This window comes from Bacillus sp. 1NLA3E, assembly GCF_000242895.2.
Lineage (GTDB): Bacteria > Bacillota > Bacilli > Bacillales > Cytobacillaceae > Bacillus_BU.
In genome coordinates this window covers 4,554,103-4,568,096 of record NC_021171.1, presented here as the reverse complement: position 1 = coordinate 4,568,096, position 13,994 = coordinate 4,554,103, and the positions used below count along the sequence as shown (strand labels likewise).

The window sequence follows — 13,994 nt, the reverse complement described above, 5'->3', positions numbered from 1 at the left end:
TCAGCCAGTTACCGAATCTGTAGTGTTACTTATCGTTGTTTGCCAAAATATTATATGAGGTGAACATAATGATGAAGAAAATCAGTGGTCTTTTCATTGAAGAGACGGGACAAGGTATGACAGAGTACGGACTAATTTTAGGACTAATCGCTCTAGCTGCAGTGGCTGCTCTAGGGTTATTTGGTGACGCCATCAGCGCCAAATTTACAGAAATTAAAGGCAAGCTTGAAGGCACAGATGTAACACCACCTGAATGATAATAAGTTAAATAATAATGATTAATCAAAATCCCTACTTTCGTTCGTGCATTTGGAAGTGGGGGTTTTTTATAATCTCAAGCGCTGACGACCCAACCATCAACACATCAAACAGCCCTCTTCAGCGCGAAATATCCAGCACCGACGCCGCTAATCACCACTCAAGCTGGCGTTTTAAGCATGTCCAATGAGGTGAAAAATGCTACTAAATATAATTTTGTTACTAATCCTTGTAATCTCATTCATTACCGATCTCAAAAGCAGACGCATATTAAATAAGATTACCTTCCCGACCATGATCCTGGGACTAACCTATCACACCATAACTGCTGGCACGCACGGCTTAACATTCAGCGGACTAGGCTTATTGGCAGGCTTTGGTGTACTATTAATCCCCTATCTAATGGACGGAATGGGCGCAGGCGACGTCAAGCTTCTAGCGGCCATAGGGGCACTAAAAGGCGCAACCTTCGTGTTTGGGGCATTCTTATTTACCGCCATCATCGGAGGCATAATTGCTGTCATCATCTTAATTTGGAAAAAAGAACTACTAATCTCACTTAAACGCATCATTTTTTTTACAAAACTAAGAAAGCTGAGCGGCCTGGACCAGAATGAATATCATCACGCCTTCCCATATGGCGTCGCGATCGTCCTAGGTACCATCATCCAGCTCGGAGTAAACTTCGGATGATTCGCTCCCAGAAAGGCCAAGCAACAGTCGAACTAGCCCTCAGCTTAGTGGTACTTTTGCTCATCGTCTTCGGCATCATCGATTTTGGGCGAATTTTTCAAGCCTATTTAACAACAAACAACGCCAGTCGTGAAGGGGCACGGTTAGCCACACTAGGCGCGACTGATACGGAAATCATCAAGACGACGAAGGACGCAGCTCAAGTCGAACAGACTGACAAGTTGACCGTCACCGTCACACCGCAGCCGGAACTGAGAAAAAGAGGCGTATATGTGACCGTCTCCACCACATACCCAGTGACAATATCCGTACCGCTTATGGAAATCGTATTGCCAAACCCTTTTACTGTTAAAAGTAAAACCGTGATGAGGGTGGAATAGTATGAGCACAATCATAAAAAAAGAAAATGGTGCAGTCGTTGTCGTCGTCGCACTCCTGATGTCCGTTTTACTAGGCATCACCGCACTCGTCATTGATGGCGGCATGCTGTACATGGAAAAGCAAAAATTGCGAGACATCGCCGATGCCGCAGCCCTTGCCGGTGCACAGGAACTGCCGGCAACACCAGCGATGGCAACAGCCAAAGCAACCGAAACAATAACCTTAAATGGGGAAGATCCCAATAAATTTAACATCATCTTTAGTAAAAGTGATCACCGAATCACCGTCAGCGCTGAAAAAACAGTCGACCTCGTGTTCGCCAAAGCAATCGGCTTCGCTCAAGCCAAAGTTGACGCCGTTGCCCATGTCGAAATCGGAACGCTTATGTCAGGAAGAGGCGCCGTTCCAGTAGGGGTAGAGGATACAAGCCAACTAACCTTTGGTGACATCAAATATCTTAAAGTTGAAGACGCCACAGTCGGGAACTTTGGTGCCCTTGCCCTAGCAGGGCCGGGAGCAAATATATTCGAAGAAGATTTTAAAATGGGATATGACCAAGAACTTCGTGTGAACCAAATCATCAATACACAAACAGGGAATTTAGCAGGACCCACCGCCAGAGCAGTTAACTACCGGATAGCTGCCTGCCCAACTGCGACCTATTTGAATCACCCTGATGATTGTCCAAGGATTATACTGGTGCCCGTGTTCCAGACCGTGGTAACGGACCAAAACCAAATAAAGGCCGTAAAGATCGTTGGCTTTGCCAAGTTCTTTATCGAAACTGTTGCATCAACAAGCCAATCCGCTGAAATCGTCGGGCGCTTTATTGAAGAAACAGCTTCAGGCGAAATTGCCTACGGCACGCCAAGCTACGGAGCCTATGGATACAAACTAACAAGATAGATACTCCATTGTACGGATAATATGAGTACTTTTAACAAGATAGCCAAGGGTCGGAAATTATGAGTTCTCCTAACCAGATAGTCCGGGTTCCCAAAATAAAGAGGCGGGAAACTCCGCCTCTAAAATATCAAGACAGACAGCAGGTGAAGGGATGAATCCTAAGAAAATCTGGATGCTGTCAATGGTGATCGCATCCATTTTTACAATCATTTTTTACTTCTATTTAAGCAAAGGGGAAAACCAGCAAGTATCATCCTCTGAAAATAAGTCCGAGAACGTAGTTTCTGTGCAAAAGAAAGAAACGAATAAAGCGGCGCAAACAAACAATGAAAAGCTAAAAATCAGCCCAAACAAGCGCGCAATCTCGATCGCGGTTGACCAAGTCAAAGGGGTATCCGGTTTAATCCGCCCAGGAAACTTTGTCGACGTCATCGCCTTTATCCCAGAAAGTCCGGAGGGACCAGCGAAGACCGAAATCCTCCTGCAAGGAATCAAAGTTCTCGCAGTTGGTAGCCAAACCGGCAAAACGATAAAAAGCATCGAGCCGGCCTCTGAGCTAGCCTTAACCTATCCATCCGTGACCGTAGAAGTGACGCCCGAGCAAGCCGTATCAATTGCCACCGTATCGGTAAAAGGTTCCCTTACCCTAATGCTGCGCAAAACACCGGCACAGGATTCGAAAAAAGGAGTGACAGCAGATGCAGATTAACTACCTAGTCTTTAGCTCAAAAGTCTCCTTTGGAACCGAAATCGCCGAAATGCTGCACGGGAAACGACACATAGTCAAAACAATCACAACCGAAACCGACCTGAAAAAGGAGCTCGAAGCAAGCGCACCATCAATCATCATCATCGGTCAGTTTCAGCACAAGAACCCTTACGAAGTAGCTCGAGAATTTTCGCTAAAATACCGAAATACCGTCGTCCTGCTCATGCTGCCGGCCGACCAAATCGACCTGAAGCAAGCGCTCTACTCGGGGGTTGTCGACATCCTACCCCAACACTGCACCAAGCAAGATTTCCTGACTTCCATTGAAAAAGTAGAGCAGACCCTTGCACTCAAACTAGATGGCGCGGCAAGCCAACCACTCGCTACCCATCAAAAGGACGGCAAAATTATCGTCTTCCTGAGCACAAAAGGAGGAGTCGGCAAAACAACCCTGGCGGTCAATGCCGCAACCGCACTCGCGAAAAAGAACCTCGCAGTCGCTGTCATCGACCTCGACCTGCAGTTCGGCGACGTGCCCTTGCTATTTGATAAAGAACCGAAAGCGACCATTTACGATTGGGTCAAGGAATCGTTGGATTCCAACGACGGGCAGGTCGAGCCCTATATGATGAAGCACCAATCCGGCGTTGAATTCATTGCCGCGCCACCCTTGCCTGAATTTGCCGAACTCATCAGCGGCGACCATGTTTCGCGCCTAATCGAGGAACTGAAGAAGCGCTACGATGTCGTCATCATCGACACACCGCCCAGTCTAGTCGAAACGAACCTTGTTGCACTAGACCACGCCGATGACATCCTGCTCATCACCTCACTCGATCTGCCAGCCCTAAAGAACGGAAAGCTGGCGCTCGATACCATGACCCTGTTAGGCTTTACCGATAAAATAAAAATCGTTTTAAACCGCGATGCCGAAATGAAAGGAATGAACTTTGAGTCGATTGAAGGCGTGCTCGGAAAAAAAGTTTTCGCGAGAATCCCAAGCGATTACATGACCGTAATTTCCTCAATTAACAAAGGCGTTCCATTCGTAATCTCAGCACCGCGCACACAAGTAGCTAAAGCAACACTAAAGTTTGCCGAAAGCCTAGTAACAATCCCTAAAGTCCCAAGCGAAAAATCAAAAAAGACCAAGCGCTTCAAAGGATTATCATTTAAAAAAAGCTCTAAAAGTTAACTTTGTTACTAGTTTACAATAACTAAAAAAGACAGCCGAGAGTTCCCGCCATCACTCCACTGGGTCAAGTGACCGAAGAGAGGCCAAGAGTAACTGAAACAGCGCAGCAGTGACCAAAGCTGGGAAAAAAACACCCAAACGGTAACTGAAACAGGGAAGTAGGACCGAAGCTGGGGAAAAAAAGCCCAAATGGTAACTCCACAGCGCAGAAGACGCTCCCATACCGCCCCGCGGTTTGCTGAGCATCCTAGAGCGGAAATCAACAAACTAGTTACAAAGCCTAAAAAAAGAAATAACACCATCGGAGGGATATCATCGTGTCCTTGCTGAAACGATTAAACGAAAAGAATCTAGTCTCTCCTTCAGTCAAAACAGCTGTCGAACAAATCATTGAAAAAAAGGAAACCAAAAAGACGAAGGACTATGGCCTGAGAAACCTGCTCCACAAGCATCTGATCACCGAAATAAAGAAACAAATCATCGAAGCCGATGATGAAATGGAAAAATTTATCGAGCAGGAAGCGATGAAATTCCTAAGTGAAGAAAGCGATCGCCTCACCTTTGAGGCCAAAAAAGAGCTGGTCACATCGGTTATGAATGAATTAATCGGATTTGGGCCGATCACGCCGCTGTTAAATGATTCGAGCGTCTCGGAAATCATGGTCAACGGGCCCAACCAAATCTACGTCGAGCAGCATGGAAAGCTCCAGCTCAGCGACTACACCTTTCGCGACGACGAACATGTCCTGCAGGTGATTGAAAAAATCGTCGCCCCGCTAGGCCGAAGAATCGATGAAAGCAGCCCGATGGTCGACGCCAGACTTCCGGATGGTTCGCGGGTCAACGCGATTATCGCCCCATTATCACTCGACGGGCCATCGATCACGATCCGGAAGTTTCCAAACAAGCGCCTCCAAATCGAGGACCTAACCGGATTCGGCACGCTTTCATCCGAAATGGCGCAATTTCTGGACGCCTGTGTCAAAGCGCGCCTGAACATCTTCATCAGTGGCGGTACCGGTTCCGGAAAAACAACACTGTTGAACGTGCTGTCCTCATTCATCCCACATGACGAACGAATCGTCACGATTGAAGATGCCGCCGAGCTTCAGCTTTCGCAGGAGCATGTCCTTCGCCTCGAGACAAAGCCGCCCAATATTGAGGGCAAAGGGGCAATTGGCATCAGGGATTTAGTGAAAAACTCACTGAGAATGCGGCCGGACCGGATTGTCATCGGCGAAATTCGCAGTGGAGAAGCACTCGACATGCTGCAAGCGATGAACACCGGACATGACGGCTCACTCGCGACCGGTCACTCGAACTCGCCGCGCGATATGCTGGCCCGCCTCGAAACGATGGTGTTAATGGCCGGTCTCGATTTTCCAATCAGAGCCATCCGTAGCCAAGTCGCCAGCGCCATCGATCTGATCGTGCAGCAATCGCGCCTCAAGGACGGTTCGAGGAAAATTACCCACATCACCGAAGTTGTCGGCATGGAAGGTGAGACGATTACACTACAAGACATATTTATTTACAAACAAGACAGCATCAATAAGGACGGCAAAGTTTCCGGGCACTTTACACCGACTGGAATTCGCCCGATGTGTGCCGGCAGAATCGAAAATCACGGAATCAACCTTCCGAGTGAATGGTTTGAAGAGAGGTGGTAAATCAATCATGTTTTGGCTTCTATTTTTCGCGTTAACCATCCTGTTCGGCTCGCTCGGAATGCTATTTCAACCAAAGGCAAGCCAGGTCGACCGCCTGAACAAATTTTTCCCAAAAGAAGTGACCGAAGAGGTAACGGAGGAGGACCAACAACGCCAGAAATTTAATTTGAGTGAGCTCAAGTCATTTTTGGCAAGGCTATCTGGAAAATTTTTAACAAAGAAAAACTCGACCAAGTGGGAGCAAAAACTTGAGGCCGCCAACCTTCCACTCAGAACTGAAGAGTTCATGGCGATAAGACTGCTGGCCGGGATTGGACTCGGGGGAACAGCCGCCATCCTAAACATGCCACTGTTCATCATCACCGTTAGCGCAATACTAGCAACCTTCCTGCCTCACTTTTATGTAAAAAGAAAAATTGCCCAGCGCTTAGCACGATGTACCACACAACTGCCGCAAGCGTTAGGCACCATGGCAACATCGATGAAATCCGGCTACAGCTTCCTACAGTCGATGCAGGTCATCGCTCAAGAGGTGCCCGACCCAATCGGGACAGAATTCAAGAAAACCTTACGCGAAATTAACCTAGGAGTTCCGCTCGAGGAAGCGTTTGAAAACTTACAAACCCGGCTACCGACCGATGACATCAAAATCGTCGCCAATGCCATCATCATCCAACGGTCAACCGGCGGCAACCTAACGCAAATATTAGATACAATCCAAGAAACCATCACCGACCGCGTTCGCATCAAGGAAGAACTCAGGGCCCTAACCGCGCAGGGGAAAATGTCGGCGTGGATCATCTCCCTGCTGCCCGTCATCCTCGGGTTCATCCTGAACATCATGAATCCCGAATACTTCCACCCGATGCTCACCCAACCGCTTGGCTGGACCATGCTTGGCGTGGGGGCCGTATCCGGGATAATCGGCTGGTTCGTCATCCAAAAAATCGTCAACATCGAGGTGTAACCCATGGTATTGCTGTTAAGCATCCTATTATTTGGATTTTGCACACTAGTATTCTCACAGCTCTTTGTAAAAATAGGGAAGAATCGCCGTAACCTCCAAAGAAGATTGAACACGATTGCTAGAGACCGGGGGTATGTTGAGGAACAAGAACTCGACGATTTAAAACAAGAAAAATCCTTAAAAGAAAGGTTACTAGAGCCGTTTATCATCAAACTACGCCAAGCCGTCGATAAAAATATGGGCAAGCAAAAGCAAGCCAGGATGGAAATAAAATTACATGAAGCGGGCTCGCCCTTCGGGCTTAAAGCCGTCGATTTCCAACTGCTGCAAATCTCGATCGCTTCGATTACGTTTGTCGCCTTCCTATTACTTTTCGCCATCGGCAGCGACGAACCGCTTAAAGGAGTCATGGTCGCGATAATCGCCGGGCTCTTCGCACTAGTCTATCCGCCAATGTATCTAAATGGTAAAAAGAAAAAAAGAATCAAAACCATCGAAAAAGACATGCCCGATTTTTTCGACATGGTCAACGTATCAATTGAAGCGGGAATGGGCCTAGACGGCGCCCTGAAACGGGTTTGCACCCAAATGAGCGGTCCCATATCGATCGAATTCAAACTAGCAATAGAAGACATGAAACTAGGAAAATCAAGAAAACACGCCTTCGAAGAACTGCGCGACCGCATTCCGTCCGAATTCTTCAAAAGCGTCATCAACTCAATCATCCAAGCCGATCAAATGGGTATCGGCATGACCAAAGTCCTACGCGCCCAAACCGAAAGAATGCGAGAACAAAAGAAACAGGCTGTCAAAGAAAAAGCTATGAAGGCCCCAGTAAAAATGCTCATCCCAATGGTCCTGTTCATCTTCCCAACCCTATTCATCATCCTACTAGGCCCAGTCGTCATCAACCTAGTAACCAAATGGATGTAAGAGCATTGGTATGCTCTCAGGCTGTCGAGAAACTCTCGACAGTCTATTATTTTGCCTAAATAGGCTGTTCAATAGGTCTGTTGATTTCCGTTCCAGGCGCTTCGCGCACCTTAGGGGCGGGCGGTGAGCCTCCTCGGCGCTAAAGTGCCTTAGGGTCTCACCTGTCCCGCTGCTCCCGCAGGAGTCTTCGCGCCTTCCACTCCAATTAACCGGGCGGTTCCAGTACAGACCTTGCAATCCCCAACCCCAAAAATTACCTATTTTTAATTTAATCCCACCCCAAAAACAAAAAAAGTCAACTCGGCAAACACACCAAATCGTCTCTTTCTGAATCCCCTCCCTAGGGAATATAGATTGTCAAAAATCATAACAGTTTGTTAAGATTAATTTTCTAAGTAATTTATTATATAATAAGTAAAAGTGATTCATTAAAGTTAGGTGGGGTGAGAATAATGGCTGTTCGTAAAGAAGATTTGTTGAGAATGATCGAGAACCTTGATAATGCAGACAAAAAGGCAGCTTTCGATTTTATCCAATTTTTAAGTGAACGTTCAAAGCAGAAACCTCAGACTTGGAAAAAAATCGATGACTTAGATCCAGATGATGAACCATTAACTGAAGAAGAACTAAAACAACTGAAAAGTGATGAAGGTTATATAACAGGGGAGGATGCAAAGCGTGAATTCGGACTACAAGTTGATTTACCATAAGTCCGCAGTAAAATTCATTGCTAAACAAGATAAATCTTCTCAAGTTAGAATTGCGGCTGGCTTAAAAGGATTGTTAAAGGTTCCACCAGATGGTGATATTAAGAGCTTAAAAGGACAAACTGGATTCTATCGTTTAAGAATAGGTAGTTATCGGATACTTTTCAATATAGATCATGAAGAACAACTTATTTATATACAAGCTGTTGGTAACCGTGGTGATATATATAAATGACTTAAAGGTTCATTGGATAAGCAATGAACCCTTCTTTATTATGGACAAATTAGAGCCTTAGTTAAATGAAAAAGGAATATGGTTGATATAAAACACATAATAGATGGGGAACAAATGCACAGTGAGTCAGGGGCCCAATTGCACTGTACAGCGTTAAAGAGAAAATAGGAAACGCTGGGGCAATATTTAGTAATTTTTGGAGATTGGCCGATAAAAATGCCAAAACGGTCGATAAAATCCGAAAAACGGCCGATAAAACCACGAAAGCGGTCGATAAACTTTCCTAGTGCAATCCCCAGTCCCCAAAATTACCTATTTTTATTAAAACCCCACCCCAAAAATCCGTAACAGAGCACCTAACAACCCTAGGCAATAGCAAGAACATCCGAAAAAACCCAAAACCCACAAAAAAAGGCGACTCGGCCCCACTCACCGAATCACCTTTACCACATTAACGCACCGGGGGTCAGGCACCCAATTGCACTGTACAGCGCTAAAGTGCGCCCGCTACAAGCCCACCACGAGCCCATCACGAGCCCGCCGCACCCCCAACGACACTCATAAACATCTACCCCAACTTCAACAGATCCTGCAGATCCCCAGTTGACAGCTCGGTGATCCAATTCTCGCTCTGGATAATCTGATCATTCAGCGACTGCTTCTTCTCCAGCATCGCGTCAATCTTCTCCTCCAGCGTCCCTGTACTAATCAACTTGTGCACATGAACAAACCGATCCTGGCCAATCCGATAAGCCCGGTCCGTCGCCTGATTCTCCACCGCCGGATTCCACCAGCGGTCATAATGAATCACATGATTCGCAGCCGTCAAATTCAGCCCCGTCCCGCCAGCCTTCAAACTCAACAAGAACACCGGAAACTCCCGATCCTGGAACCGCCCAATCATCAGATCACGCTGCAGCTTCGGCACACTCCCGTTCAAAAACGGCACCTCCACCGCAAACTTTTTCTTCAAATGGTCGCGGATGATCTCACCCATATGGATATATTGGGTAAAAATAAGGCAGCTTTCACCCGCATCAAGCACCGCTTCAACCAACTCGCTCAACTTTTCTAGCTTCGTCGACCGCTCCAGCAAACTTCGAGGATGCACTTCCTTCAAATACAACGCCGGATGGTTACAAAGCTGCTTCAGCTTCCCAAGCATCTGCAGAATCAAACCCTTGCGTTCAAACCCCGACAGCTGCTCAATCTCCGCAAACGTATCCCGCACCAACTGCTCATACAACGAGGCCTGCTCAGCCGTCAGCGGGCAATACTCCTTCTGCTCCAGCTTATCTGGCAAATTCAACGCCACATCTTGATCCTTCTTCGTCCGCCGCAACAAGAACGGCCGAATCAGCGCCTGCAACTTCTCAATCTTTTCCTTCTTGCCATCCTTTTCAATCGGCACCACAAACCGCTTCTGAAACTGCCCCAAGCTTCCCAAATAACCATGATTGGAAAAATCGAAAATCGACCATAGCTCACTCAAGCGGTTCTCCATCGGCGTCCCCGTCAACGCAATATGATGGTGCCCCTTCAACTTCCGAACCGCCCGCGATTGCTTCGTCGCCGAATTCTTGATATTCTGCGCCTCATCAATCGCCACCGAACTCCACGTCAACGATTCAAACTCCTCCAAATCGAGATGAGTTAACCCGTAAGAAGACAGCACAATATCCGCCCCCGCAGCAGCACTTGAAAAAGCCTCACCCTTCAACCGGTTCGATCCATAATGAAGATACACCTTTACCCCGGGCGCAAACCGCTCAATCTCCTTCTGCCAGTTCCCGAGCACCGACGTTGGGCAAATAATCAATGCCGGCCCGACTTCGCCTCTTTCTTTTGCTAAAAGTAAATAAGATAACAGTTGCACCGTTTTCCCGAGCCCCATATCATCAGCGAGACAAGCCCCAAAACCAGCCTTCCGCAAAAACCATAACCAGCTCATCCCCAGCTGCTGATAAGGACGGAGCTCGCCACGAAAACTCGCCGGTACTGGCTCTTCCGGAATTTCCTTCACCTCAGATAGCTGTTTCATCATCGACTTCCATTGCCGGTTCAATTCAATTTGTATCCGGGCAAACGCCTTTGGATTCTCGAGCTCATCTTCATGAGCTTCCTCTTCGGCAAGTAACTCCTGCTCCAACAAATCTCGAACATGAAGCCCTTGTTTGTCAGCCTTTTTCATCATCTCTTGGATCTGCTTAATGAACTGCGGATCAAGCTTAATCCAACGTCCCTTCACAAACACGAGCCGCCGCTTTTCATCAACGAGCTGTTGAAATTCCGATTCCGACAAATCCACACCGTTCATCGAGAAGCGCCAGTCATAATCAAGCAAAGCCTGCAAGCCAACGAAAGACGGACCGTGACTCGAGCTGCCCTTCACGCGTGCCTTCACCTTTAAGTTGGCATTTTTCATCGCCTGCCACCAACTCGGTAGCAAAATCTCCACACCTAAAGCCACCAGCGTTTCACTAGCCTCCGTCAAAAATTCCCACGCTTCGTTCTCTGATAAACGTCGAGTAACCCTACGAACCCCTGTCTCGGTTTCGACACCTAACCACGGAAACAGAGCCACCCAGCGCGCCTCCTCAAGTGCCACTTTCCCGAGAAACGGTCGCCAACTAGCAGGCATAGCCTCATCGTCAACACTAAACAACTGCTCCTCCGCAACCTTCCCGCGCAAAAAGACGTTCAAATTCCACTCTTGATCAGCCTCAACCGGTTCCTCTAATTGCACTCCAACCGTAAATGGGGTCGGATCTTCCTTCAAGCCAATCCACTGCAACCAACTATCCTCATCGAAAAAGCCAGCCAGTGCCTGCGTCGACACACCTTGATCCCGCAAATGCGAAAGCTTTTCCCCGAACGCCGCCTTCATCTCCGCATTTTGATTCAAATAAGCATCGAGCGCTCCATTAAACCAATCGCCAATAAAGCCCTGAACAGGGATTACTGCCGCCTCACCATCATCAGCTAACGCCGCATCCTCAACTCCGACACCAGCATCCTTGCCGCCAACATCCGTAGCATCTCCAACACCAGCCCCAGCACCAACCCGACTCTCATCACCATCGACCACAACAGTCTGCTCCCAAAACCCCGGACCAAACTCACTCAACACCCGCTCAGGCAGCGCCCAGCGAAACTGCTCATGCTCCCACACCGCAAAATCCGGGAGCCAATCCTTCTCAACCACAGATTCATGAATAGCCGGGGCCGCCGCCAAACAAACCTGCGACAAATCGTCCCAATCCCAATCAATAAAGCGATTGAACGGCTCCTTCGCAAACAGCGTCACCAGCTGCCAGCCATCCAAGACCACGCCTTCCACACCACTGACAACAGCCTTTTCCGCCATCGTCCCGTAAAAACTTTCCTCATGACGAAAGAAGAGCAGATTTTTCCAAATACTCACTGGAACAATCTCGCCCGCATCTTTTTCCGCTTTTAAAAAATACCGATTACCAGCTAAAGGGAGAAGGTGAATTTTTAAATATCTAGTTTTAAGCATCGATCAACTTACCCCTTTTACATTCTTCTTGAAAAGCGCGCAACCGTTTCGTTTGCATCAGCAACAAAGTCAAAAACCTCTCCCAATCCGCAAGGCGCCCCAATTTTTTATAAATCGTCCGCAGCTTCTTCAATAGCTTCACGGCCTCCCGATAACTAGCCCGATTTTTCAACTCAATATTGTCGGCAATCGCTTGATGATAAAGGGGCAGAAGCGCACCTGGATCCTGCTTTTGCACCTCTTTAACCCTTTCTTTTTCTAAATAGGGAAGTTCAGCGCCGATAAAAGCCTGGAGCTCAACCCACTTTTCAAAGCCTCGTTGCTTAAATAAAAAAGTATCATAGACCCGAAAACTGTAAGGAAGACTCTGAACAAGCGTGCGTTCAAGCAAATCGGCTCGGTCCACCTCTTCACAATAGGGCACGACAAGGTCTAAAGCCATCCCGGTAAAATCAATACAGGCATCATAGCTATGAAGACCCCGCAGATACCCATTCAACCGTGAAACGAACAGGTCAATAAACGGACCAATCCGTTTCCACTCCTTTTGAAACGTAAACTGCTCCAGCCAATACAGCATATAAGGGACCCCAATCATCTCCAGGTTCGCTAATAATTCCAGCCCCTCGTCATCCTTTTTGGCTAAAATGTCCTGATGAATCAATCCGACCTGCACTGGCAGATAATCCGGGTTCCGCATCGCTAATTCCTCAAGCCGTTCTCGTTCTGAAAGGTGCCACGGCGACTTCTTAAACAATTGGCTCCACAGCAAGCGGTATAAATGGATGCCCTCGTAGGCGAGTCCATCCGAGACCTCTAATAAGCCACTAGCGTCATCTTTTAATTTTTCGATAAAACCATCAAAGGCAAACGGCATCGACGTGATCGACAGCCGGGCGATTGCCTTTTCGATATCCTCAATCATTCCATGAAATAAATGGCGATAATAACGATCCACCATTGTATCGGTATGACCAAATTCCTCGCTAAGATCTGCCAACAACATAAACGAATGCATATTGGCAATTAATTCATACAAGGTTCGCCATTCGGTTTCAATTGGAGAATCAGCCTTAATCCGGCGCCAATAAACCCGAAACAATTCAGGGACGACGTACGGATTGGGCTGGCCATTTCCGACCATCATCCTCTGAAAGCTATCTAAAAAAGTTTCGCTCCAATCCTGATAATTGGCTTCCGGCTTTTTCGATGCCTTTAATAAATCACGCGCTGTTTGCAGTCCCCAATTCGTTGCTGCCGTCTTCGCTTTTATCGGCTGACGCCAGTCCTCGACCCAAGTCGCGACACTGGCAACCTGAGAGAGGGCATGAAAAAACACCGCCAACTGGTGCCGACAAAAGCCTTCTTCTGGACAAGAGCATTGACTCGTCTCAAGAAAGCTCAAATCAAGCTTCACCTGAACCGGTGTGACATCCTGAACCCCAGCTGCTACTATATCCCCGTCAAATCGCAGCTGATAGACAAGGCCTTGGCGATACAACATCAGCCCCTTTTGAACAAGCTTCGCGTCTTCGTCACGTTCAGGCCTTAACAGTCCTTTCATATTTCGAGAGGCAAACTCCAATAGTTCTGCATTATATTCTGTAATGGGCGCCACTACAAACAACCCCTTTATAAAGTGAAAAAGTATACTTTTTAGAACTTCGATTAATGTTTAGCGCAAGCAGCAAAGGCGCATCCGCTTTTCTTTTAGGCAATGTAAAATTAGAATGGTGATTTCCGCTCCAGGATGCTCCCGCACCTGCAGCGAAGATCAACTTGGTTGCAAAATCAACAATGAGTTTTATCATAACCTTCTG

At 47.4% G+C, this 13,994-nt stretch carries 13 protein-coding genes; 11 read left to right on the top strand and 2 right to left on the bottom strand.

Going from position 1 to position 13,994, the window contains the following annotated elements:
- Window positions 1-68 precede the first annotated feature (68 nt).
- From B1NLA3E_RS21885 to B1NLA3E_RS21835, 11 genes are all read left to right on the top strand, one after another.
- Window positions 69-257 (top strand): Flp family type IVb pilin, encoded by a 189-nt coding sequence (locus B1NLA3E_RS21885; protein ID WP_041580789.1) that lies wholly within the window; start codon window positions 69-71, stop codon window positions 255-257.
- Between the two features lie 199 nt (window positions 258-456).
- Window positions 457-951, top strand: coding sequence for an A24 family peptidase (locus B1NLA3E_RS21880; RefSeq protein WP_015596001.1), 495 nt, complete (start codon window positions 457-459; stop codon window positions 949-951).
- Entirely contained in the window at window positions 948-1,331 is a 384-nt protein-coding gene (locus B1NLA3E_RS21875) for a TadE family protein (protein WP_015596000.1), read from the top strand. Before B1NLA3E_RS21880 ends, B1NLA3E_RS21875 begins: the two co-directional genes overlap by 4 nt.
- Before the next feature lies 1 nt (window position 1,332).
- Window positions 1,333-2,238: a pilus assembly protein TadG-related protein gene (locus B1NLA3E_RS21870; protein WP_015595999.1), complete on the top strand. Its 906-nt coding sequence runs from the start codon at window positions 1,333-1,335 to the stop codon at window positions 2,236-2,238.
- Between the two features lie 151 nt (window positions 2,239-2,389).
- A complete protein-coding gene (gene cpaB, locus B1NLA3E_RS23435; RefSeq protein WP_015595998.1) occupies window positions 2,390-2,947 on the top strand; it encodes a Flp pilus assembly protein CpaB in 558 nt (185 codons plus the stop codon).
- The gene (locus tag B1NLA3E_RS21860) at window positions 2,937-4,142 is read left to right on the top strand and encodes an AAA family ATPase (RefSeq protein ID WP_015595997.1); all 1,206 of its coding nucleotides are present in this window, start codon (window positions 2,937-2,939) and stop codon (window positions 4,140-4,142) included. Before cpaB ends, B1NLA3E_RS21860 begins: the two co-directional genes overlap by 11 nt.
- A 317-nt stretch (window positions 4,143-4,459) precedes the next feature.
- Complete coding sequence (locus B1NLA3E_RS21855; protein ID WP_015595996.1) at window positions 4,460-5,812, top strand: CpaF family protein; 1,353 nt, start codon at window positions 4,460-4,462, stop codon at window positions 5,810-5,812.
- A gap of 7 nt (window positions 5,813-5,819) precedes the next feature.
- Window positions 5,820-6,779 (top strand): type II secretion system F family protein, encoded by a 960-nt coding sequence (locus B1NLA3E_RS21850; protein ID WP_051120182.1) that lies wholly within the window; start codon window positions 5,820-5,822, stop codon window positions 6,777-6,779.
- 3 nt (window positions 6,780-6,782) lie between these two features.
- Window positions 6,783-7,712, top strand: coding sequence for a type II secretion system F family protein (locus B1NLA3E_RS21845; RefSeq protein WP_015595994.1), 930 nt, complete (start codon window positions 6,783-6,785; stop codon window positions 7,710-7,712).
- Window positions 7,713-8,164: 452 nt separating this feature from the next.
- Window positions 8,165-8,422, top strand: coding sequence for a hypothetical protein (locus B1NLA3E_RS21840; protein WP_015595993.1), 258 nt, complete (start codon window positions 8,165-8,167; stop codon window positions 8,420-8,422).
- On the top strand, window positions 8,391-8,654 hold the full coding sequence (locus B1NLA3E_RS21835; RefSeq protein ID WP_015595992.1) for a type II toxin-antitoxin system RelE family toxin: 264 nt from the start codon (window positions 8,391-8,393) through the stop codon (window positions 8,652-8,654). Before B1NLA3E_RS21840 ends, B1NLA3E_RS21835 begins: the two co-directional genes overlap by 32 nt.
- A gap of 568 nt (window positions 8,655-9,222) precedes the next feature.
- On the opposite strand, the gene B1NLA3E_RS21830 is transcribed toward B1NLA3E_RS21835, so the two are convergent.
- Both B1NLA3E_RS21830 and B1NLA3E_RS21825 read right to left on the bottom strand, forming a co-directional pair.
- A complete protein-coding gene (locus tag B1NLA3E_RS21830; RefSeq protein ID WP_015595991.1) occupies window positions 9,223-12,174 on the bottom strand; it encodes a DEAD/DEAH box helicase in 2,952 nt (983 codons plus the stop codon).
- Window positions 12,167-13,792, bottom strand: a complete 1,626-nt coding sequence (locus B1NLA3E_RS21825) for an SWIM zinc finger family protein (RefSeq protein WP_015595990.1) — start codon at window positions 13,790-13,792, stop codon at window positions 12,167-12,169. Before B1NLA3E_RS21825 ends, B1NLA3E_RS21830 begins: the two co-directional genes overlap by 8 nt.
- Window positions 13,793-13,994 lie beyond the last annotated feature (202 nt).